The organism is Arthrobacter sp. NtRootA1, from assembly GCF_019976975.1.
GTDB classification, from domain to species: domain Bacteria; phylum Actinomycetota; class Actinomycetes; order Actinomycetales; family Micrococcaceae; genus Arthrobacter; species Arthrobacter aromaticivorans.
In genome coordinates, this window is record NZ_AP024630.1 from 1,602,516 (window position 1) to 1,623,946 (window position 21,431).

At 61.6% G+C, this 21,431-nt stretch carries 20 protein-coding genes; 8 read left to right on the plus strand and 12 right to left on the minus strand.

What is annotated here, in order from left to right:
• Window positions 1–2 precede the first annotated feature (2 nt).
• Genes LDN90_RS07345 through LDN90_RS07375 form a run of 7 tightly spaced genes read right to left on the minus strand, consistent with a single transcriptional unit; the run spans window position 3 to window position 7,290 of the window.
• The gene (locus LDN90_RS07345) at window positions 3–1,106 is read right to left on the minus strand and encodes a Gfo/Idh/MocA family oxidoreductase (protein WP_223948530.1); all 1,104 of its coding nucleotides are present in this window, start codon (window positions 1,104–1,106) and stop codon (window positions 3–5) included.
• On the minus strand, window positions 1,091–1,792 hold the full coding sequence (locus tag LDN90_RS07350; RefSeq protein WP_216925310.1) for a ThuA domain-containing protein: 702 nt from the start codon (window positions 1,790–1,792) through the stop codon (window positions 1,091–1,093). The genes LDN90_RS07345 and LDN90_RS07350 overlap by 16 nt, the downstream gene beginning before the upstream one ends.
• Before the next feature lie 57 nt (window positions 1,793–1,849).
• Window positions 1,850–2,854: a sugar phosphate isomerase/epimerase family protein gene (locus LDN90_RS07355; RefSeq protein WP_223948531.1), complete on the minus strand. Its 1,005-nt coding sequence runs from the start codon at window positions 2,852–2,854 to the stop codon at window positions 1,850–1,852.
• An 11-nt stretch (window positions 2,855–2,865) separates the two neighbouring features.
• Window positions 2,866–4,086, minus strand: coding sequence for a Gfo/Idh/MocA family oxidoreductase (locus tag LDN90_RS07360; RefSeq protein WP_223948532.1), 1,221 nt, complete (start codon window positions 4,084–4,086; stop codon window positions 2,866–2,868).
• A gap of 45 nt (window positions 4,087–4,131) precedes the next feature.
• Complete coding sequence (locus LDN90_RS07365; protein WP_216925307.1) at window positions 4,132–5,037, minus strand: carbohydrate ABC transporter permease; 906 nt, start codon at window positions 5,035–5,037, stop codon at window positions 4,132–4,134.
• A 1-nt stretch (window position 5,038) separates the two neighbouring features.
• On the minus strand, window positions 5,039–5,968 hold the full coding sequence (locus tag LDN90_RS07370; protein WP_216925306.1) for a sugar ABC transporter permease: 930 nt from the start codon (window positions 5,966–5,968) through the stop codon (window positions 5,039–5,041).
• Window positions 5,965–7,290: an extracellular solute-binding protein gene (locus LDN90_RS07375; protein WP_346347004.1), complete on the minus strand. Its 1,326-nt coding sequence runs from the start codon at window positions 7,288–7,290 to the stop codon at window positions 5,965–5,967. Before LDN90_RS07375 ends, LDN90_RS07370 begins: the two co-directional genes overlap by 4 nt.
• 251 nt (window positions 7,291–7,541) lie before the next feature.
• Between LDN90_RS07375 and LDN90_RS07380 the strand changes: the two genes are divergently transcribed.
• A complete protein-coding gene (locus LDN90_RS07380; RefSeq protein WP_223948534.1) occupies window positions 7,542–8,615 on the plus strand; it encodes a substrate-binding domain-containing protein in 1,074 nt (357 codons plus the stop codon).
• Here the strand turns inward: LDN90_RS07380 and LDN90_RS07385 are convergent.
• Entirely contained in the window at window positions 8,612–10,081 is a 1,470-nt protein-coding gene (locus tag LDN90_RS07385; protein WP_223949262.1) for a lipase maturation factor family protein, read from the minus strand. The two genes, LDN90_RS07380 and LDN90_RS07385, sit on opposite strands and share 4 nt — an antisense overlap.
• Before the next feature lie 108 nt (window positions 10,082–10,189).
• On the opposite strand from LDN90_RS07385, the gene dxr reads away from it, so the two are divergent.
• From dxr to LDN90_RS07410, 5 genes are all read left to right on the plus strand, one after another.
• Window positions 10,190–11,374, plus strand: coding sequence for a 1-deoxy-D-xylulose-5-phosphate reductoisomerase (gene dxr, locus LDN90_RS07390; RefSeq protein WP_223948535.1), 1,185 nt, complete (start codon window positions 10,190–10,192; stop codon window positions 11,372–11,374).
• 46 nt (window positions 11,375–11,420) lie between these two features.
• Window positions 11,421–12,752, plus strand: a complete 1,332-nt coding sequence (locus LDN90_RS07395) for a site-2 protease family protein (protein WP_216925302.1) — start codon at window positions 11,421–11,423, stop codon at window positions 12,750–12,752.
• Window positions 12,753–12,846: 94 nt separating this feature from the next.
• Entirely contained in the window at window positions 12,847–13,140 is a 294-nt protein-coding gene (locus tag LDN90_RS07400) for a YciI family protein (protein ID WP_216925301.1), read from the plus strand.
• A gap of 49 nt (window positions 13,141–13,189) precedes the next feature.
• On the plus strand, window positions 13,190–14,356 hold the full coding sequence (gene ispG, locus LDN90_RS07405) for a flavodoxin-dependent (E)-4-hydroxy-3-methylbut-2-enyl-diphosphate synthase (protein WP_216925300.1): 1,167 nt from the start codon (window positions 13,190–13,192) through the stop codon (window positions 14,354–14,356).
• Window positions 14,319–15,197 (plus strand): GNAT family N-acetyltransferase, encoded by an 879-nt coding sequence (locus tag LDN90_RS07410; RefSeq protein ID WP_223949263.1) that lies wholly within the window; start codon window positions 14,319–14,321, stop codon window positions 15,195–15,197. Before ispG ends, LDN90_RS07410 begins: the two co-directional genes overlap by 38 nt.
• Before the next feature lie 7 nt (window positions 15,198–15,204).
• Here LDN90_RS07410 and LDN90_RS07415 read toward each other — a convergent pair whose 3' ends face one another.
• The 3 genes from LDN90_RS07415 to LDN90_RS07425 are packed head-to-tail and all read right to left on the minus strand — an operon-like array spanning window position 15,205 to window position 17,326.
• Window positions 15,205–15,816 carry a TetR family transcriptional regulator gene (locus LDN90_RS07415; protein WP_223948536.1) on the minus strand — a complete coding sequence of 204 codons (612 nt, stop codon included), beginning with the start codon at window positions 15,814–15,816 and terminating at the stop codon, window positions 15,205–15,207.
• A complete protein-coding gene (locus LDN90_RS07420) occupies window positions 15,813–16,556 on the minus strand; it encodes an ABC transporter permease (RefSeq protein WP_223949264.1) in 744 nt (247 codons plus the stop codon). Before LDN90_RS07420 ends, LDN90_RS07415 begins: the two co-directional genes overlap by 4 nt.
• A gap of 8 nt (window positions 16,557–16,564) precedes the next feature.
• The gene (locus LDN90_RS07425) at window positions 16,565–17,326 is read right to left on the minus strand and encodes an ABC transporter ATP-binding protein (protein WP_223948537.1); all 762 of its coding nucleotides are present in this window, start codon (window positions 17,324–17,326) and stop codon (window positions 16,565–16,567) included.
• A gap of 473 nt (window positions 17,327–17,799) precedes the next feature.
• Between LDN90_RS07425 and LDN90_RS07430 the strand changes: the two genes are divergently transcribed.
• The gene (locus LDN90_RS07430; protein WP_216925297.1) at window positions 17,800–19,611 is read left to right on the plus strand and encodes a proline--tRNA ligase; all 1,812 of its coding nucleotides are present in this window, start codon (window positions 17,800–17,802) and stop codon (window positions 19,609–19,611) included.
• Window positions 19,608–20,402 (plus strand): TSUP family transporter, encoded by a 795-nt coding sequence (locus LDN90_RS07435; protein ID WP_223948538.1) that lies wholly within the window; start codon window positions 19,608–19,610, stop codon window positions 20,400–20,402. Before LDN90_RS07430 ends, LDN90_RS07435 begins: the two co-directional genes overlap by 4 nt.
• Here the strand turns inward: LDN90_RS07435 and LDN90_RS07440 are convergent.
• Entirely contained in the window at window positions 20,395–21,408 is a 1,014-nt protein-coding gene (locus LDN90_RS07440) for an aminoglycoside phosphotransferase family protein (RefSeq protein WP_223948539.1), read from the minus strand. The genes LDN90_RS07435 and LDN90_RS07440 overlap by 8 nt on opposite strands.
• Window positions 21,409–21,431: the final 23 nt, after the last annotated feature.

The following is a 21,431-nucleotide window of genomic DNA, read 5'->3' on the forward strand; positions in this document are numbered from 1 at the left end:
CGTTAGGCGCGTACCGACGTCGAAAGTTCTGCCAGTTCCACCATGTCCGGACGCTTGACGGTGCTTTGGATAGCTACCGCCTTTCCTGTCTTGGCGGATTCCAGCACAGATTCCATGACCTCAAGGGCATGGTACGCGAGTTTGCCGCCGGCGCGGGGCTCCTGTCCCACCGGGGTGGCTGACAGATCGGCGATGCCAAAGCCGCGGCCGGCGTCCACGTAGCCAGCGGATACGGGCAGCGTTTTCCAGTCCCCGGCGCCCAGCTCGAACAGCTGAACATCGCCGTGGAAGTGGTTGGGGTCCGGAACAACGAGCGAACCCTTCTCCCCGTGGATTTCGATGTTGGGACTCTTTGTCTGGACGGCGTCGAAGCTCATGAACAGCGTTGACAGTGCTCCGGAAGCGTGGACCAGTACACCGGTAACGTGGGAATCGATAGCCACCGGTACTTTTTGCCCTTGGCGTGGACCTGAACCGATGGTGCGTTCGTTGCGCGTATGGCTGGCTGCGCCCACCACCGACACGACGGGCCCAAGCAACGTGACCAGCGCGGACACGTAGTAGGGGCCCATGTCCAGCAGCGGCCCGCCACCGGGCTGGTAATAGAAGTCCGGATTCGGATGCCAGCGCTCATGCCCTGGTGTGGCCATCGTGGCTGTCGCCGAAACAGGAGCGCCAATCAGGCCGTCGTCGATCGCTTTTCGGGCGGTCTGGATACCGGTGCCGAGGACAGTATCCGGAGCGCAACCCACAGCCACTCCTGCGGCATCTGCCGCCTCAAGTACTTGCCGGGCCTCGGCCGTGGTTGCAGCCAACGGCTTCTCGCCATAAACGGACTTGCCCGCCGCGATTGCCTTGAGCGCGATCTCAGCATGCGCTGCCGGGATGGTCAGGTTGAGGACAAGTTCGACGTCGTCCGCCTCAAGCAGCTCATCCACGCCCAATGCACGGACGCCGTCGTAGGAGTCGGCAACTGCCTGGGCGCGGGCGGGATCGAGGTCCGCGACGGCCACGAGGTTGATGGAATCCAGCCGACGGAAGTTTGCCAGGTATTGGGCGATGATGGCGCCGCAGCCAATGATTCCTACATTTAGCGACTTGCCCACAGCATGCCCCTTTCGATGATCGTGCGGACGTTGCTGTCCTGGAGGATTTCCACGCGGTGGCCCGGAGTGGAGACGAAAATTCTTCCCTTGCCCCATTGCCTGGTCCAAATGGCGGGGGAGGTGACCTCACGGTTCCACGGATCCCATTCGCGGACTTTCTGCGTAGTGGTCGCCAGGACATCGATGTAGTCATCGGCCAGAACCCAATACTGCTCGGTGACGAGGTCGAAGTCGGCGATTCCCTGCGTAATGGGGTGCTCTGCTGCGGCCGGGAGCATGTTCACCGTGTAGGGAACATAGTTATCCGACTGTTCGCCGATCCGTTCGTCCTCGTGCTTGCCCGGGTGGCAGGCGAACTGGCCCCCGATCAAGTGCAGGTAGTCCGAGGTGTTGCGGTAGGAATCTGCGATCCCGCCATGCCATCCGGCAAGCCCAGTGCCATTTTCGACCGCCGTGCGGAGCCCCTCGAACTCGTCCTTTTCGATGGTGGACATCGTCATGCACTGCACGATGAGGTCCACTCCGGCCATGTATTCAGTGTCCGCGTAGATTTTGGGGGATTCCTCCACCCTGACCTCAAAGCCGTTCTCTTTGAGGAAGGGGAGGAACAATTCGGTGGCCTCCACCGGCTGGTGTCCGTCCCAGCCCCCTCGAACCACAAGTGCGGTCTTACTCTTGGTTGTCATGTTTTCCTTTGTATTCGTAAACGTCCGGGTGAGTCTGGTGGTTCTTCGAAAGCGCGTTCAGCGGGCGGCGAAGGCGGCATCGAAAGCTGCTGCCGGGGGCCGGATAGCAGCCAGTCGGCGGACCATGTCCAACGCTTCCGGAGCGCCGATCAGCCGGTCCATACCCGCGTCTTCCCATTCGACGCTGGTGGGTCCGGCATACCCGATCGAGTTGAGCGTCCGGAAAATGGGTTCCCAGTTCACGTCGCCATGGCCTGCGGTGACGAAGTCCCAGCCACGGCGCGGATCCGCCCAGGGCAGGTGGGATCCAAGGCGACCGTTGCGTCCATTGAGTTGGCGCACGGACTCCTTCACATGGACATGGAAGATCTTGTCCGCGAAGTCCTGGAGGAACATCACCGGGTCCAGGTCCTGCCAGATGAAGTGGGAGGGGTCAAAGTTCAGGCCAAAACTGTCCCTGTGCCCGATCGCTTCCAGTGTGCGTTTGGCCGTCCAGTAGTCGTAGGCGATCTCCGAAGGATGGACTTCCAAGGCAAAACGGACTCCTACCTCGTCAAAGACATCCAGAATGGGGTTCCAACGGTCTGCGAAGTCCTGGTAGCCGCGCTCGATCATGCCTTCTGAAGCCGGCGGGAACATCGCAACGCACTTCCAGATGGACGAGCCAGTGAACCCCGTGACGGTTTTCACGCCAAGCCTTGCCGCCGCACGTGCCGTGGTCTTCATCGCTTCGGCAGCACGCTGACGGACGCCCTCAGGATCGCCGTCGCCCCACACGTCTGGGGCCAGGATGTCCCGGTGACGTTCATCGATGGGGTCATCGCACACTGCTTGTCCGGTGAGGTGATTGGCGATCGCGTGGACCGAGAGGCTGTGCTTCTCCAGGATGTCCAGCCTGCTTTGAAGATACGAGTCGTCCTCGACGATGCGCCGGGGATCCAGATGATCGCCCCAGCAGGCAATCTCCAGGCCGTCGAAGCCCCACTCGCCAGCCAGGCGCGCTACTTCCTCAAACGGCAGGTCGGCCCACTGGCCGGTAAAAAGGGTGATGGGTCGGGTCATGATGATTCCTCTCAGACGTTCTGCCAGCGGCTCGCGTTGCCCGCGCTCGCCTCAACGGCGGCCAGCACCTTTTGAACCTGCAAGGCATCAGCGAACGACGGCGAGGGCTGCTCCCCGGCGCCGATGGCATTCACCAGGTCCACCACCTGGTGGGTGAATCCGTGCTCGTAGCCAAGGCCGTGCCCGGTGGGCCACCAATTGCCCGTATACGGGTGTGACGGTTCGGTGACAATGATCTTGCGGAATCCGGCATCAGGTTCCAACGCAGAATCGTAGAACTGAAGCGAGTTCATGTCCTCGAAGTCGAAAGCCAGTGAGCCCTTGGTCCCGTTGAGCTCCAGGCGCATTGCGTTCTTCCGGCCCAGGGCAAAACGCGTGGCTTCGAAGATGCCGATGGGCCCTGCAACAGCGCCGGAATCGGTGCCGGCGGCAGCACCGTCGTCGTGCTTTCCGGCAAACCGAGCGGTGAACAGCGCGGCGTCGTCCACTGTGACCGGGCCCTTGGGAGCGTCCGAACCGCCGCGCCCACCGAGGCCCACGAAGTCACCGCCCACGGGGCGTTCCTTCACGAAGGTTTCCAGCAGGGCCGAGACGCCGGTGATGGTGGAGCCGGTGATCCACTGTGCGGCGTCGATGCTGTGGGCGCCGATATCGCCCAGTGAACCGGAGCCGGACTTGGACTTGTCCAGGCGCCACGTGAGCGGCGCATCCGCGTCACTGAGCCAGTCCTGCAGGTATTGCGCCCGGACGTGGCGGATGTCGCCCAGGCGCCCTTCCTCCACCATCCGTTTAGCCAAGGCCAAAGCCGGAGTGCGGCGGTAACTGAATCCGCACATGGAGAGTACGCCGCGCTCGGCTGCCGCCTGGGCAACCGTCGTCATTTTCTCTGCCTCTTCCACTGAATTGGCCAGTGGCTTTTCGCAGAGCACGTGCTTGCCCGCTTCCAAGGCGGCGATGGCGATCTCGGCGTGCGTGTTTCCGGGGGTGCAGATATCGATGAGGTCAATGTCATCGCGCTCGATCAGGCGGCGCCAGTCGGTTTCCACGGAATCCCAGCCGTACTTCGTGGCAGCCGCACGCACGCCGTCCGGGTTGCGGCCGGCGACGGCAGTCAGTTCAGGTACCAGGGGGAGGTCGAAGAATCGCGGGGCCGTCCGCCAGGCATGCGAGTGGGCAGCGCCCATGAAGGCATAGCCCACCATGCCCACGCGGAGGCGTTTCGGTTCTGACATGTGAAAGTCCTTTCTTGTCTGACTTGGCACTTGGCTAGCAGCTGGCTACTTGCTGAAGCCTGCGGTAAGGCCACTGACCAACTGACGGCGTCCGAGGACGTAAATCACCAGGATTGGCAGGGTGCTCAGGACGACGGAGGCAAGCACGGCGGGGATGTTGACACTGAACTCGCCCTGGAAAGTCCACAGTCCCAACGGGAGGACACGCAGTCCCGGGCTTTGGGTGAGTACCAGGGGCAGCAGGAATCCGTTCCAGACATGCAGGCCGTTGTAAATTGCCACGGTTACGATCGCCGGACGGGTCAAGGGCAGCGCCAACCTCCACATCGTTTGCCAATCACTGCAGCCATCCAGGCGCATTGACTCGAACAATTCGTTCGGGACATCGCGGATGAAGTTGGAGAGGATCAGGACCGTCAAAGGAATGGCGAACGCTATGGAGGGAAGCATGATGGCAAGGAGGCTGTCGTACAGGTTCAGCCGGATGATCATCAGGTAGATCGGAATGATGGTTGCCTGGAGCGGAATCGCCAAGCCCATGAGGAACATGCCGTTCACAAACTTCAGGTAACGGCCGCGGCCACGAACAATCGCGAAGGCAGCCATGAAGGAGATCAATACCGTGGGGATCACGGAGCCTAGCGTGACGATCACGCTGTTCATGAAGTACGTAGCGAAGTTGGCCTCGAGAACCAGTTGGTAGTTCTCCAAGGTAGGTGCCGTCGGGAGGGCCAGCGGATTCTGCCCAAAGTACCCTTCGGACGTCTTCAGGCTGGTGATGACGATGTAGTAGATCGGCACAATGATGATGGCCAGCCATATCCAACCGCCAAGGCCTCCGGGAATGTTCAGCCGCTTCACCCGTGAACCGAGGCTCTGCTTGGCCTTGATGGAATGGCCCGGGGGAGTGGCCGGAGCGGTTTTCGAATCGCTTTGAAGGACAGTGCTCACCTTACAAACCTTCCAATTGGCTGCCCTGCTTGTCCTTGCCCCCAAGGCGCTGGAGGAACAAGGCAAGGACAAGGCCGATGACGACGAGGATGACCGCGATGACACTTGCCGGGCCCATCAGGTTGGCCCGGAAGCCGCGCAAGTACATGTCCAGCGCCAGGATGCGGGTGGAGTTGCCCGGTCCGCCGCCGGTCAGGACGAAGATGAGGTCGAAGTACGTCAGCGATCCGACAACCATCAGGGTGGACGAGGTGATGATGGTGTATTTCAGCTGCGGAAGCGTGATGTGGAAGAACTGCTTGATGATTCCCGCACCATCGATCTGTGCAGCCTCGTACAGGGACTTGGGGATTTGCCGGACACCACCTTGGTAGATGAGCGTATGGAAGGGCACGAACTGCCAGGCGATCACAAAGATGACCAAGCCCAATGCCAACTGTGGGACGCCGAGCCAGTCTTGTGCCAGGAAGGGCAAACCCAGCCCCACCGCCAGGCCAAAGTTAGGGTCCAACAGTGCTTTATACGCGATGGCAACTGCCGCGGAGGAGAGGAGAAGCGGCAGGAAGTACAACACCGCCAGGGCAGCCCTGTAACGCTGCGTGCCAGCCGTGAAGACTCCCAGGAGAAGGCTGATGGGAGTCTGAACCAGCCAGGAGACAATCATGATCAGGAAAGTCAGGCCTAGTGCGTTGTACAGTCCGGGATCGCTGAGAACCGAGGACCAGTTCTCCAGACCGGCTGCTCCGATGGCGCCGATGCCGTCCCAGTTGGCGAAGCTCAGAACGAGGACACCTACCAGTGGCGCAAGTGCGAACACCACGAAGAAGATCAAAGCCGGCACCGTCAGCCATGCAAGGGCAGATTTTTGCTGCCCGGTCTGCTCGATTTTCCGCGATGCAGTGGCAGCCCTGTGAGTGGTTGTTGAGCTCATTTGCCCAGGGTGGCATTCATGTTCTCGGCGAACTGCTGTGGCGTGATCGACTTCAGGAAGAGTTGGTCGATGTTGTTAAGCAGGGCCTCGGCCGCAGTGGGGCTCAGGGCTTGATCCCATGACTGCTGGAAGTTCGGGGCATTCTTGGCGAGGTCGTAGACGAAGTTCAGGAAGTCCTTGTCCGGGGACGTTGCGAGCTTGTCTTCAATTCCGTTGACGATCGGGACCGAACCGGAGTTGATGTAGGCGTCGATGACCGTTTCCGTCATGATGCCGTCCTTGAAGAACTTCTTAGCCGTTTCCTTTTCCTTGTCGGTGGCCTTGGCCGAAATCGACATGTACTGGGCGGGATTGCCTACGCCATTCTTCGGATCTCCCTTGCCTCCCGGGATCGTCGGGAAGGTGACGAAGCCCAGTTTTCCGTCCTGGACGAAGTTTTGGCCTTCCTTCTTCATGGGTCCGTACGTCCAGGAGCCTTGAAGCAACATTGCTGCCTTGCCCGTGAACAACAACGCTTGATCCGCTTTCGAATCCGCCGTAATGGAGGAGAAGCCCTTGATGAAGCCATCGGCGGATACCAGTTCCTGGATCTTGGTACCCGTTTCGATCACGGCCGGATCCATCCAGGCATTGGGTTGGCCTTCGAAAATCGCCTTGAATACGTCGGCCCCTCCGATGCGGTCCAGCAGGTATTCCAGCCACATCATGGAGGTCCAGCGGGATTGACCGCCCAGGGAGAACGGGGCAACGCCCATATCGTTGAAGGTCTTTACCAGCGACATGATGTCGTCCCAGGTCTTGGGTGGCTGCACCCCGGCCTTTTCAAAGAGCTCCTTGTTGTAGAACAGGACGATAGGCGCCACGTACTGGTTGGGGAGGGCGTAGATCTTGCCGTTGACGGTGGCTGCACCGAAGGAAGCGGGGAAGAACTTGTTTTTTAGATCCGGGTTGGCCTCGAACCAGCTGGTCAGGTCCTCCACCTGGTTGGCCTCGGCGTAGGTCTTCAACGTCCCGCCACCCCATCCATAAACGATGGTTGGGGCCTGGCCGGCGCCGATCGCGGTTTTGATCTTCGTCTTGTAAGCATCGTTCTGGAAGTACGTGACAGCAATCTTGTTGTCGGGATTCGACGAACCAAAAGCATCGACGGCCTTCTGGATGGTGGTCTGGTTCGGCTCACCGGAGAGGAACCACATGCTGGCGCCTCCTCCGCTCGCGCTGCCCGGTCCGGACGTACCGCAGGCACTGGTTGCCATGACTGCGAAGGGTGTAACTGCCGCTAGAGCCAGAAAAGAACGCCGTGATGATTGGAACTGCTTCATTGCTTCTCCATGTGTAGTCGCCTCGTTGGGCACCTTGCGGTGCCCATCTCCCAAAAGGAGTGACCACGTATCGAAAAATACCGAAATATTTCGCGAATGCTGTTTAGGTCACGGTCTAAACTAAAGTGCATTCCATCACACGTCAAGGGCCGCGTTTGTTCTTGTCGGCCTGTAACTGCAGCAATCTTGAGCTTTCCACCCCCGTCCCCCATACTCGAAGCAAGCCGAAATATTTCGAAAGCAGGGGGATCATGGAACGCGAGCAACGTCCGCTTAAGCTCACACTGGCAGCCGTGGCCAAAGAGGTGGGTGTTTCAGCGCCGACGGTTTCCAAGGTGGTGAACGGCAGGGAGGACGTGGCCGAGGAAACCCGGGCACGCGTGTTGGCGGCCTTGCAGCGCAGCGGATACAAGTCGCCCCTCCAACGCAAAAGCCTTCCGGCCCGGCAGTCCGTTGAGGTGGTTTTCGACTCCCTGAACTCGGCCTACTCCGTAGAAGTCCTCAACGGGGTCATGGAGCACGCTGCGGTCTCGGACATGGAGGTCATCCTCTCGGTGACCAGCAGGCAAACGGCGTCACCTTTGGGACCCGAGGAGCGTGCCCAACGCATCATCGACGAAGGCCGCAGCGGAATGATCGTGGTCACTTCCGCCTTTGGCTCCGCACAGTTGGAAGCCTTCCAACGCCGCCGGATCCCGATCGTGGTGGTGGACCCCCTCAACCCGCCACCGGCAGACGTCTTCAGCGTGGGCGCGAGCAACTGGGCCGGAGGCAAGGCCGCAGCTACCCACCTGCTCGGGTTGGGACACCGCAGGATCGCCTATATAGGCGGACCGGCCACGGCGGAATGCAGCCAGGCGCGGCTCCACGGCTATATGGCGGCCCTCATGGCAGAGGGCATCACCGTGGACGACGACTATGTTTCCTCCGGCGCGTTCAGGCCCGAGAACGGTGTGCGAGGCATGAAGGCCCTGCTGGCACTTGAGGATCCGCCCACGGCAATATTCGCTGGAAGTGACAGCATCGCGCTGGGTGTCCTGGCTGAAGCGCGAAGGCAGAACATCCGGATTCCGGAGGACATGAGCCTCGTCGGTTTTGACGGCACACACCAAGCGGAAGAATCCGTTCCACCCCTGACGTCCGTGTCACAGCCACTACAGGAGATGGGCCGTTCGGCCCTTCGGTTCATCCTCCGCCAGGTCCATGGCGAGGACATCGACTCCCGCCGGGTGGAGCTGGCTACGCATCTGGTGGTCCGTGAATCCACAGCGCCACCGCCCGTGTCCGGGCGTGCGGGCGTCCGGGGCCAGGTTAGGCAACGCTAAAGGAGCCGCCGCCGTCGAGGCGTAAGTGAGACCGGCGGAATGGCGTCATACAGTAACACCCGCACCCAACGCTCACCCGTGCCACGGAACTCCGCACGGCTGGCGAAACGGTAAAGATAGCTGCGCGCACGCACCCAACGCGGGCGTTCGCCGTCGAACGGGTCATGGCGAAGCAGCCCAAGAGTGGGCCTGTCTGCCTCCAACAGCTTCTCCAGGAAGGTGTAGAACCACCCCTCGTGGACGGTCCGCAGCGGCAGGAACCACATGAGCCAGTCAAGCCTGAGGTGATACGGCGCCCACTGCCGCGGGAGGCGGCGCACGTCCCCGGGCTTGCCTTTGAAGCCATACTCCAGCCAGTGCTCGTCAGCTGCATCTGGCTCTTCAGCCATAGTGCCTTCAACGACGATCTCGATCCGCTGCTTCGTCACAGTACCGAACGCACCATAGGCATTGACCAGGCGCCAGCGGTTGAAGCTCGCATTCATTAGTTGCTGGCGTGAGAAGAGGTTCAGGAGGGGGCGGTAACTGAGGACCAGCAAAAGGACCGTCACGGCAAGTACGACGACGAGCCACCACACCGGAGTTTCGGCACCTGTGTGCCACTCGAGCGGGATAACGGGAAGAACCGCATGCGCCACCGGATCGCTCACTGCCGCGAAGGCGAGAACGATCGCCATCCAGTTCAGCCAGGCAAAATTACCGCTGCCCACCAACCAAAGCTGCGTCACGATGATTATTCCTGCCGCGATGCTGGCCAGCGGTTGGGGCGCGAACAGGAAGAACGGAACCACCAACTGCGCGAAGTGGTTTCCCACCACTTCCACTTTGTGCAACGGACGGGGGAGGAGGTGGGCCTGCCGGCTCAGCGGTCCGGGCATCGGCTGCGTCTCGTGGTGATAGAACATCGCCGTAAGGTCGCGCCACTCACGGCCGCCCCTGATTTTGATCATTCCCGCACCGAACTCAAGCCGGAACACCAGCCACGCAACCAGGATCAGGATGGTGGTGGGTGGCGGAACCTGGTCCGAGCCAAGGAAAGCTACGGTGAAACCAGCCTCCAGCAGCAGTATCTCCCAGCCAAAGCCATAGAACGTCTGGCCCACATTCACGATCGACATGTACAGGAACCAGAGGGTGAGGAACGCCAGCATCGGCAGCCACGGTGGGCCCAGCTGCGGTAAGCCCAACACCAGCAAGGCGGACATGGCAATTCCCACCCAACAGACCGTGCGCAACAAGGCATCCGAGTACCGCCACTGGAAGAGAGTGGGCCGGGCGAGGCGGCGCGCTATGTCAAGGAATGACGGGACGGGAAGCAGGCCGTGCTCGCCAAGGAGTGCAGGAAACTGGTTCATGGTGGAGAGGAACGCAACCAGATAAAGGGCGGCAGTACCGCGTTGCAATACCTGCCGCGCGAATTCGTAGTTTCGCGCGTCAAACCAGTCCTGCGCGCCAGACCAGACCAGCCACTCCACAATTCCACGTTACGCGCGGGAAAGAAGTGGTCAAGCAGGTTATCCACTTACCCGGGTGCTACGTTCGCACCCTTCTGCGGCTGCTGGGATACTTAAGCAATGCAGCAGCGCAAGATCGTCATCCTCGGGTCCACCGGTTCCATCGGCACACAGGCGATTGACGTCGTCGACGGCGCCCCGCACCTTTTCGAAGTGGTGGCCCTGAGCGCCGGCGGTGGGAACCTGGAATTGCTTGCCCATCAAGCTGTGCACACGCGGGCGTTGGCCGTAGGCATTGCCCACGGCGATCCACAAGCATTGCAGAACCTGATTGACGCCGCGGCGGCCCGAATTGGTTTGCGCAACTTTTCCCCGGAAATCTTCGTTGGACCGGACGCGTCCACCCGCATCGCCGAAGTGGAATGCGACGTCGTTCTCAACGGCATCACTGGCTCCATTGGCCTGGCGCCAACCCTGGCCGCGCTGGCATCCGGTGCCACCTTGGCGCTCGCCAATAAAGAGTCGCTGATTGTCGGTGGTGCACTGGTGAAAGCAGCTGCCCGCCCCGGCCAGATTGTGCCTGTCGATTCCGAACATTCGGCCATCGCCCAGTGCCTGCGTTCGGGTACTGAGCAGGAGGTGGAGAAGTTGATTCTCACGGCGTCCGGCGGACCTTTCCGGGGCCGCAGCCGTGAGCAGCTTCACGATGTCACACCGGCCGAGGCTCTGGCGCATCCCACCTGGGATATGGGCCTCATGGTCACCACCAACTCGGCGAGCCTCGTTAACAAGGGCCTTGAAGTGATCGAGGCGCATCTGCTGTTCGACGTACCCCTGGACAGGATCGACGTCGTGGTCCATCCACAGTCGGTGGTCCACTCGATGGTCCAGTTTGTGGATGGGTCCATCATCGCCCAGGCGTCGCCGCCTGACATGCGGCTTCCCATCGCCCTGGGGCTGGGCTGGCCGGGGAGGGTTCCCAAGGCTGCCCAGCCATGCGACTGGACCCAAGCCACAAGTTGGACGTTCGAACCACTGGACTCGGTTGCCTTTCCGGCAGTGGAGCTCGCTAAAGAGGCCGCGAAGCAGGGCAGCACCTATCCTGCCGTCTTCAACGCGGCCAACGAGGAAGCCGTGGAGGCTTTCCACGCCGGTCGCATCCGTTTCACGGACATCGTGGACACGGTGGAGTCCGTCCTCAGTGAACATTCAGGTTCTTCGGAGCTTACGGTGGAGTCCGTGCTGGATGCTGAGAGTTGGGCACGCACACGCACCCACGATCGTTTAGCCAACAGCGCCGTTTAGTAAAGAAACCCAGCAAAGAAAACCCTATGGAAGCAGTCCCGTCGGCATGAGTCCCGTCCTTCTTTTCATCCTCGGAGTCGTCTTCGTCGCCCTTGGCGTCGCAGTGTCCATTGCCTTGCACGAGGTTGGCCACCTGGTCCCCGCCAAGCTCTTTAAGGTGCGCGTGACCAAGTACATGATTGGCTTTGGACCCACTTTGTGGTCCAGGAAGAAGGGCGAAACGGAGTACGGTTTCAAGGCCCTTCCGTTGGGTGGCTACGTGGCCATGATCGGCATGTACCCGCCCAACAAAGAAGATGGTGGGGTACGTCCCTCCAGCACGGGTATGTTCCAGACACTTGCCAGCGAGGCCCGTTCCGTCGCGCACGAAGAAGTAGGCCCCGGGGACGAAGGCAGGGTCTTTTATAAGCTGCCGGTCTGGAAGAAGATCATCATCATGCTCGGCGGTCCGGCCATGAACATGCTGATCGGTTTGGTTCTCCTTGCCATCCTGCTCATGGGTTTTGGCGTTGCCACGGCCACCACGACCATCGCGGACGTCTCAAAGTGCCAGGTCGCTGCGGGGAAAACGGTGGATCCTGATTCAGCGGACTGCAAGCCAACGCCCGCGGCAGCTGCCGGGCTGCAGCCGAACGACACCGTCAAGACTTTCGACGGCAAAACCGTCACCAGCTGGGATGAACTCACCGGCTGGATCCGGGCCTCGGCGGGTAGGGAGGTACCCATCACCGTTGAACGCAACGGCTCGGAAGTTTCCACCACCGTTACCCCAGTCTTGTCCTCGCGGCCGGTTGTGGGTGCCGATGGACGCCAGGAGCAGGACGCCAATGGCGTGCTGAAGTACCAGGAGGTTGGTTTCCTGGGAATCGGCGCGCAGAGCGCCTTGGTTCCCCAGCCGGCGTCGTCGGTTCTTCCCATGGCGGGGGAGAACATCAAGCAGATTTCGGGAGTAATCCTTAACCTGCCTGCCCGCGTGGTGGGTGTGGCGAAGGCCGCCTTCAGCGAGGAACCCCGGGATCCGAACGGCCCCATCAGTGTGGTTGGCGTCGGTCGGGTGGCCGGCGAAGTCGCTGCGATGGAAGAGGTACCGCTCCAAGCACGAATCGGAACGTTGGTAGGTCTGCTTGCTGGCCTGAACTTCGCGCTGGCCATCTTTAACCTGGTACCCCTGCTGCCTCTCGACGGCGGCCACGTGGCAGGTGCGCTGTATGAGGGGGCCAGGCGTCAAGTGGCCAGGCTGAGGGGAAAGCCGGATCCGGGTGCTTTTGATATCGCAAAGCTCCTTCCTGCCACGTATGTGGTGGCCGCGCTACTGATGGCCATGGGCGCGTTGTTGATCTACGCGGACATCGTCAAGCCGGTGAATATCTTTGGCTGAGATTCCCACACCGGGCCCCCAGGGTGGGCTGGAGCCGGCAGCGTGAGCTGGAATGGATGGCGGATCATCGGACGCGGCGGGATAGGCTAGCTTCATGACTGTTTTCGCTGTTGAGTATGTATACGTCGCCGAATCCGGCGCCCTCCGCGACGAAGCCCGCCCGGCGCATCGGGCCTGGCTGGGCGACCTCGCAGAGGATGGCACGCTGCTTGCGAGTGGACCCTACGGTGACGGTGCCGGCGCTCTGCTCATCTTCAAGTCAGCAGATGAAGCCGAACTCAATGACCTCCTGAAGCAGGATCCGTTTGCCGAAGCCGGAGTCATAGCCGGCATCCGCACCACCGGATGGGACCCCATCATCGGCGTCCTGGCTGCCCACGCGTCCTAGCCCGGGCGTCCTCCACCACAACGATCCACCCCAAACCCAAGGAGTCCACGTGACCTCGGTCAGCCTGGGAATGCCAGCCGCCCCACCCCCCGTCCTTGCCCCGCGCCGTAAGACGCGGCAGATCAAGGTGGGCTCTGTTGGCGTTGGCTCCGATTCACCCATCAGCGTGCAGTCCATGACCACCACGCCCACCACGGATATCAACGCCACGCTTCAACAGATCGCTGAACTGACGGCTTCGGGCTGCGACATCGTCCGCGTTGCCTGTCCGTCAGCCGACGACGCCGAGGCGTTGCCGATCATTGCCCGCAAATCCCAGATCCCCGTGATCGCAGATATCCACTTCCAGCCGAAGTACGTTTTCGCGGCCATTGAAGCCGGATGCGCAGCGGTCCGTGTGAACCCCGGCAATATCCGGAAGTTCGATGACCAGGTCAAGGAAATCGCGGCAGCCGCGAAGGACCACGGCACGTCCATCCGGATTGGCGTCAACGCTGGTTCCCTGGAGCCGGGCATCATGAAGAAGTACGGCAAGGCCACTCCTGAAGCACTGGTGGAGTCGGCTGTCTGGGAGGCCTCGCTCTTCGAAGAGCACGGTTTCCACGACTTCAAGATCTCTGTAAAGCACAACGACCCCGTCATCATGGTGGCTGCCTACGAGATGCTCGCCGAGAAGGGCGACTGGCCCCTGCACCTTGGCGTGACCGAGGCCGGTCCGGCCTTCCAAGGGACCATCAAGTCTGCAACCGCTTTCGGGGCACTGCTGTCCCGCGGCATCGGTGACACTATCCGCGTTTCCCTCTCGGCGCCGCCCGTGGAGGAAATCAAGGTTGGCAACCAGATCCTGCAGTCATTGAACCTGCGCCCGCGCAAGCTTGAGATTGTGTCCTGCCCGTCTTGTGGGCGTGCCCAGGTGGACGTGTACACCTTGGCTGAGCAAGTGACCGCTGGCCTTGAGGGGATGGAAATCCCCCTCCGCGTGGCCGTCATGGGTTGTGTAGTCAACGGCCCGGGCGAAGCCCGTGAAGCAGACCTCGGTGTGGCCTCCGGAAACGGCAAAGGCCAGATTTTCGTGAAGGGCGAAGTCATCAAGACAGTGCCTGAAAGCGAAATTGTTGAGACACTGATCGAAGAGGCCATGCGTATCGCTGAAGAGATGGGGGAGGCCGATGGCGAAGATGCTGTCAAGGGTAGCCCCGTGGTTAGCGTCTCGTAACGAGACAGGCCTGGGGGTCAGGGTGCTCGGCAGTGCCGACACCTTGGCCCTTCGCGCGCTTGCCAGCGAAGATCCCGTTGCCAACGTCTTCATCCTGGCGCATCTGGACAGCGTAGGAACGGCAGCGCCCACCAGCGGAGGCGCCAGCGTCTTTGGCGTGTTCGACGACGACACCCTCCTTGGAGCCTGTTGGGCGGGGGCCAATCTGGTCCCGGTGCAGCTGGACCCAGGGCTCACCGGATATGTGGCTACGGCGGCCCACCAATCCGGCAGGCGGTACGCCTCCATCTTCGGACCGGCCGAAACAGTGCTGGCGCTCTACTCCCGTTTTGAGCAGTTGGGACACTTCGCGCACGAAGTCCGTTCCAGGCAGCCCCTTTTGACTATTTCCGGTGGTCCGGCCATCGAAGCCAATCCGTTGCTGACCTTCGGCACGATGACGGACTTCGAACGCATTCTGCCCGCATGCGCCGCAATGTTCGAAGAAGAAGTTGGCTACTCGCCGTTCCTGGGCGGCCAGGACTTCTATAGCAGGCGTGTTGCGGGGCTCATCCGCCAAGGTCATTCCCTGGTCCACATCGACGCTGCCGGGACCGTTGTTTTCAAGGCAGAGTTGGGTGCAGTTACCCAGGACGTCACGCAGGTCCAGGGCGTATGGATGAATCCGGAGATGCGTGGACACCACCAGAGTGCTGGCTACATGGCCGCCGTCGTAAATCTCTCACGCACCTTTGCGCCCGTAACGAGCCTGTACGTCAATGACTACAACGCCAAAGCGCGTGCCACTTATGAAAGAGTCGGCTTCGAGCAGGTCGGTACGTTCGCAACGGTTTTGTTCTAGCAGGCACTTACTTGGGGGAGTCCAGGTTCCCGGTCAGATACCGCTGGATGGTGGGTGCCACCAGGCTCACTACTTCTTCCTGATCAGCACTCGCCAGAGGTTCGAGTCGGATCACATAGCGGAGCAGCATCAGTCCCACCACTTGTGTCGCCACCAGATTGCCACGCAGGCGGACTTCCTCAGCAGGACCTTGCACGCCCACCATGACCCGGGACAGGATGGTCCGGCTCACGGTCTCCCGCAGCAGTGCTGTTTTGGCCTTGGATCCGATGGTTCCCCGGACGAATGCAACCAAGCCGGGTTGCGCCGGGCTCTCCCACAACCGGACTACGGCACGGACAAGTGCTTCTGCCCTCGCTTCCGGTTCCAGGGTTTCAACGCCTGCCAGGACCTCGTCAGGGTCGGCAGGCAACTCTACGCTGGAGGCGAACAATTCGTCTTTGCCTTTGAAGAAGTGATGCACCATGGCCGGATCCACCGAGGCTTCCCGCGCCACTTGCCGAAGGCTCGTGCCATCGAACCCTTGCTCTGCGAACAACTTCCGGGCCGCCACCAGAATGGCTTCGCGCGAATGGTCGCTCCCGCTTCGACGGCCGCGGCGCAGCGGTTCCAGGCTCATGAGGTCTGCCGCCTCAGCGTCAAGGAGGCAAGGACAAGGACTCCCACCACTATTCCGCCCATCACCAAGGTGTCCTGCCACAGGGTTTCAGTTGCATCGACGTTTCCTGCGATCTCCTGAAGGGCATCAACAGAAAACGTGAGGGGAAGGACGCCGGAGATGGCCTCGAGGACGTCGTTCATCTGCTCACGGGCCACGAAGAGTCCGCAGAGCAGGATCTGTGGCACCACCACTACCGGCATGAACTGGACGGCTTGAAACTCGGTGCGTGCAAAGGCTGAACACAGCAGCCCCAGGGCCACTCCAAGGACAGCGTTGATGACCGCGATCATCACGACGAACCCGGGACTGCCCTTGATGTCGAGATTGAAGATCCAATATGCAACTGCCGTCGCCACCAGGGACTGCAGCGCGGCCATGATGGAGAAGGCAATGGCGTAGCCGAACAAGAGGTCCGCTTTATGGATGGGTGTGGTGAGGAGCCGCTCCAAGGTCCCGGAGGTTCGTTCCCGCAGCATGGTGATGGACGTGACCAGAAACATTACGACGAACGGGAAGATCGCCAGCATCATCAAGCCAACGCGGTCGAAGGTGCGAGGAAAACCCGGGGGCAGTGTTTCGTTTTCGAAAAGATAATAGACGGCGGTGAGCAGCAGCGCAGGGACCACCATAATGAGCGCCACACTGCGGTGATCGTGCCGCAGTTGATCCAGGACCCGGGCGGTGGTGGCAAAGGTCATCCGGAGATTCATGATGCCACCTGGCTTTTCTTTGCTGGGTGTCCGCTGTCCGGGCCACGTTCGGCGTCTTTGATCATGTTCAGGAACGCCCGCTCAAGGTCGTTGCTGCGTCCCCGCTCCGCGAGCTCGGCGGGTGTGAGCTGTGCCAGCAGCAGACCGTCCCGCAGAAGCAGCAGCGAGGAACAATGCGACGCTTCTTCCATCACATGACTGGAAACCAAGAGCGTTGTTCCGCCAGCGGCCATGTCAACGAACCGCTCCCATAACTCCGCACGCAGTACCGGATCCAAACCCACTGTCGGTTCGTCCAGGACCAGCAGCTTAGGGTGTGCCACCAGCGCGCATGCCAGGGACAGGCGGCTGAACTCCCCACCCGAGAGGTTCCCGGCTTTCTGCTTGGCAAACGATTCGAGCCCGACGGCGGCAATCGACTCCGCCACGTCCGTCGCCGATGCCTTGTGCATGGCTCCGAAGTACTTGACGTTGGCTTCGACGCTGAGGTCCGAGTAGACGCTGGCACCTTGGGTGACGTACCCGACGTCGTGCCTTAAGGGTGCGCTGCCTGCTTGACGGCCGAGGACGCTAATGGATCCACGAGTGATCCGCTGGACCCCCACTATGCCGCGCATGAGTGTTGTCTTGCCGCTTCCTGACGGGCCGAGAAGCCCCGTGATGCGCCCGCTGGCCACGGCGAAATCCAGGCCCCTCAGGATCCTTGTCCTGCCCCGGGAGATGTGCAGGCCCGTGGCTTCTATTGCTGCTTCAGACATGGCTGCCTCCGGTAACCCCCGAGTAATTCACCAAGTGCTGAATTAACGCTAAGTCTGGCCAAAGGTGCGGTCAATAGGCCTTTGCCATCGAAATCCTTGAAAACGTGTCCGCTATCACATAGGTTTTTCCCAAGCCGTGTCGATGGGGCACGGGTGGTTACAGGGGGAATCATGGCAAAGACCTTGAAGGCTGCCTTTGGCAGCCGCACCATCCGTGAGCTCGGCAGTCACCAATGCTTCCCAGTCGCAGGCGATCCCGTTCCGCTGGAGGGAACGGGGGACTAGTCCCCGGACAGAGTCTGCGGCCGGCCGGCCGCTGAGCCACGCCATCGCAGGATGACCAGCCGATCTTTGGCCAGGGGCTTCCAGACGCGACGGCGTGGCTCTTCTCTGTGCGGAGCCGCCCGCTGGCAGCCGGTAGATTAGTAGACAGTTGTTTTTGCCACACCTGCCATAGAAACGGATACGTACCCGTGGTCCTTCGCCTTTCCCAGTTGTTCCTTCGCACCCTGCGCGAAGATCCCGTCGACGCCGAGGTCGCCAGCCACAAGCTCTTGGTCCGGGCCGGTTACATCCGCCGTGCCGCGCCTGGCATTTACACATGGCTGCCACTGGGACTTAGCGTCCTGCGCAAGGTGGAGGAAATCATCCGGCAGGAAATGTCCGCCATTGGCGCACAGGAAGTCCACTTCCCGGCCCTGCTGCCGCGGGAACCCTACGAGGCCACCAACCGCTGGACCGAGTACGGAGAGGGCCTGTTCAGGCTTCAGGACCGCAAGGGTGCCGATTACCTCCTGGCCCCCACGCATGAGGAAATGTTTACCCTCCTGGTCAAGGACCTGTACTCCTCGTACAAGGACCTGCCGTTGAGCCTGTACCAGATCCAGAACAAGTACCGCGATGAAGCGCGCCCCCGTGCAGGCCTCCTCCGTGGCCGCGAGTTCATTATGAAGGACTCCTACTCGTTCGACGTTGACGACGCCGGCCTGGACGCGAGCTACGCCGCCCACCGCGCTGCTTATCTGAAGATCTTCGAACGCCTGGGGCTGGAAGTCATTCCGGTTGCTGCCACCGCAGGCGCCATGGGCGGCTCCAAGAGCGAAGAATTCCTCTTCCCCACGGAGATCGGGGAGGACACCTTTGTGCGCTCGGCCGGCGGCTATTACGCCAACGTCGAGGCCGTCACCACGGTTGTCCCTGAGGATATTGATTTCACGGACGCACCAGCAGCGCAGGTTCTGGACACACCGAACACACCGACCATCGAGACTCTGGTTGACGCAGCCAACCAGCTCGCACCCCGCGGCGAGGCCGACGGCGGCGCCTGGACTGCCGCCGACACGTTGAAGAACGTCGTGCTTGCCGTGACTCTCCCCACCGGCGAACGCCAGATCGTCGTCCTCGGCGTTCCGGGTGACCGTGCCGTGGATCTCAAGCGGGTGGAAGCGAACATTGGATCATTCCTTCCCATTGCCGGCGAGATCGGCCTGGAGGCAGCCAACGAGGAAGACCTCAAGAAGCTGCCATGGTTGGTCAAGGGCTACATCGGGCCTGGTTTGTCCCTGGAGGAAGCCGTGCTGGGCCTGGAAGGATCTTCCAAGCTGCTATTCCTCGTGGATCCCCGCGTCGTCTCCGGCACAACCTGGGTGACGGGCGCCAACATTGATGGCAAGCACGTCTTCGGGCTGGTAGCGGGCCGCGACTTCACCTGGGATGGCGTCATCGAATGCACCGACGTCCGGGCAGGGGATCCGGCGCCCGACGGCTCCGGACCGCTTGAAACTGCCCGTGGCATCGAAATGGGCCACATCTTCCAGCTCGGACGCAAGTACGCCGAGGCGCTGGACCTGAAGGTACTGGACCAGAACGGCAAGCAGGTTGTTGTCACCATGGGCTCCTACGGCGTTGGTGTCACCCGTGCCGTCGCAGCCCTTGCCGAGGCCAACCATGACGACCGCGGCCTCGTGTGGCCACGGACGGTGGCCCCTGCCGACGTCCACGTTGTGGCTGTGGGCCGCGGTGACGAAATTTTCGAAGCTGCAGAGAAGCTATCGGCGGAACTCGAGGCTGCAGGCCTCGACGTCATCTTTGATGACCGGCCCAAGGTTTCTCCCGGCGTCAAGTTTGGGGATGCCGAGCTCGTCGGCGTGCCGACCATCCTGGCCGTCGGCCGTGGGCTCGTGGACGGCGTTGTGGAGATCAAGGACCGTCGCAGCGGTGAAGCCGAGAACATCTCGGTGGAAAAGGCCGTGGATTACGTGGTCAACGCAGTTCGTAACCGGTGATTTCCGGCTTCGAGACAATCCAGCTCACCACCATCATCCTGATTGTGGTGGCTGGATTCGCAGCCGGCTGGGTTGACGCGGTAGTAGGAGGCGGGGGGCTGATCCAGCTCCCCGCACTGCTGCTGGTGCCTGGAATCACGCCCGTCCAGGCCCTGGCCACGAACAAGATGGGTTCCATCTTCGGCACCACCACCAGTGCCACAACCTATTACCGGCGAGTGGGACCGGACCTCAAGACGGCAATACCCATGGCGGTGATTGCGCTGGCGGGGAGCTTTGGCGGTGCCATCCTCGCTGCATCGCTGCCGGCCAGCGTCTTCAAGCCCATCATTGTCCTGGCGCTGATCGCCGTCGCGATCTTCACGGCACTCCGCCCCAGCGCAGGCGAGCTGACGGCTCTGCGGCACGATGGGCGCAAGCACTATGTGGTGGCCTGCCTGATCGGTGCCGTGATCGGTTTCTACGATGGCCTGATCGGGCCCGGTACAGGATCATTCCTCGTGATCGCCTTGGTCTCGGCCATGGGCTACGCCTTCCTTGAAGCCAGTGCAAAGGCCAAGATCGTCAACATGGCCACCAACGCCGGTGCCCTCATTTTCTTCCTCCCCCACGGCTCCTTGTTGTGGGGAGTGGGCCTGGTGCTGGGGCTGGCGAACATGGCGGGCGGGTACCTAGGTGCCCGGACAGCCGTAGCCAGGGGGAGCAGCTTTGTACGGATCGTGTTCCTGATCGTCGTCGCTGCACTGATCATCAAGCTCGGCGTGGACGTCTGGAACGACAACGTCAGCTGACTGCGTCCCCGGGCTCCGGCAAATCCTTTGCTGTTGGAAGTCCTTCGAGCGTCCTGCCCGCCAGTGAGCTGGCCACCCACAGGGAACGGGCCAGATCGCCTTCGTGTCCCCGCTTTCCCGCGGACCACAGGGCATTATTCACTTCGCGGGCAATGCTCCACTGTCGCGCGACCTCCGGATCAAGGCCGGCGGCGAGGCTGAAGTCCCGGCATCGCTCCCGCAGGGCAGCCGCCGGATCGCGATCTGACAAATCCTTGATCCGGTTCCACAGAACAGGTGCCACCGCAAATTCGGCCTCACCGATCTGCGGCTGGGGATCGATGGCCAGGTAGTTGCGGCGGTCCGCGCCCAAGGCAGCGAGGATGTTCATGAAGTGGAGATCGGTATGCACCAGGACGTCCCTGCCGGATCGGCGGCCAACAGCACCGCGGGTTTGGCACACTTCCAGCGCGGCCTCCAATAACCATCGCGGGAAGGGGCGGTCCTGCCGCTCCCACTCCGAAGGCATTTCGTCGCTCCAGCGCTCGGCCGTGGCAGCGATGTGGTCGAATCCCCGCCACTCGGGACGATCATCCGGGGCAATTGAAAGCTCGCGCATGATCTCACCCCAGACCTGCCGGGCTTCATCCATGGGAGCATCCTGGAGCCAACGGGACGCGTCAAGGCGTTCCAGCAGCATGGAACAACTGGCGGCGTCGGCAGCCAGGAGACGGACAGCTCCGCGGCCACCCCACAGGGCCAGGGCATGGCGCTCTACAAGTGCTTCCTCATGCGGATATGCGATCTTCAGCGCAGCCTGCCTGCCGTGCTGGAGAACGGGCACAACCAAGGCTCCGTGTCCGTTCCACGGCTCTTCACCGGGGGCGAGGTCCACGGCCAACTGCCAACGGTCCAAAGCCTCACGGATAAGCCCCGGAAGGCTCGCCAGCCAGTCCCGCCCCGCAGAATCGCGGTTGTATCGGGCGTGCAGGTCGCCCGGAATCGGAATCATGGCGTGAAGGGTCACGCCATCAGCCTAGCTCTGCACGG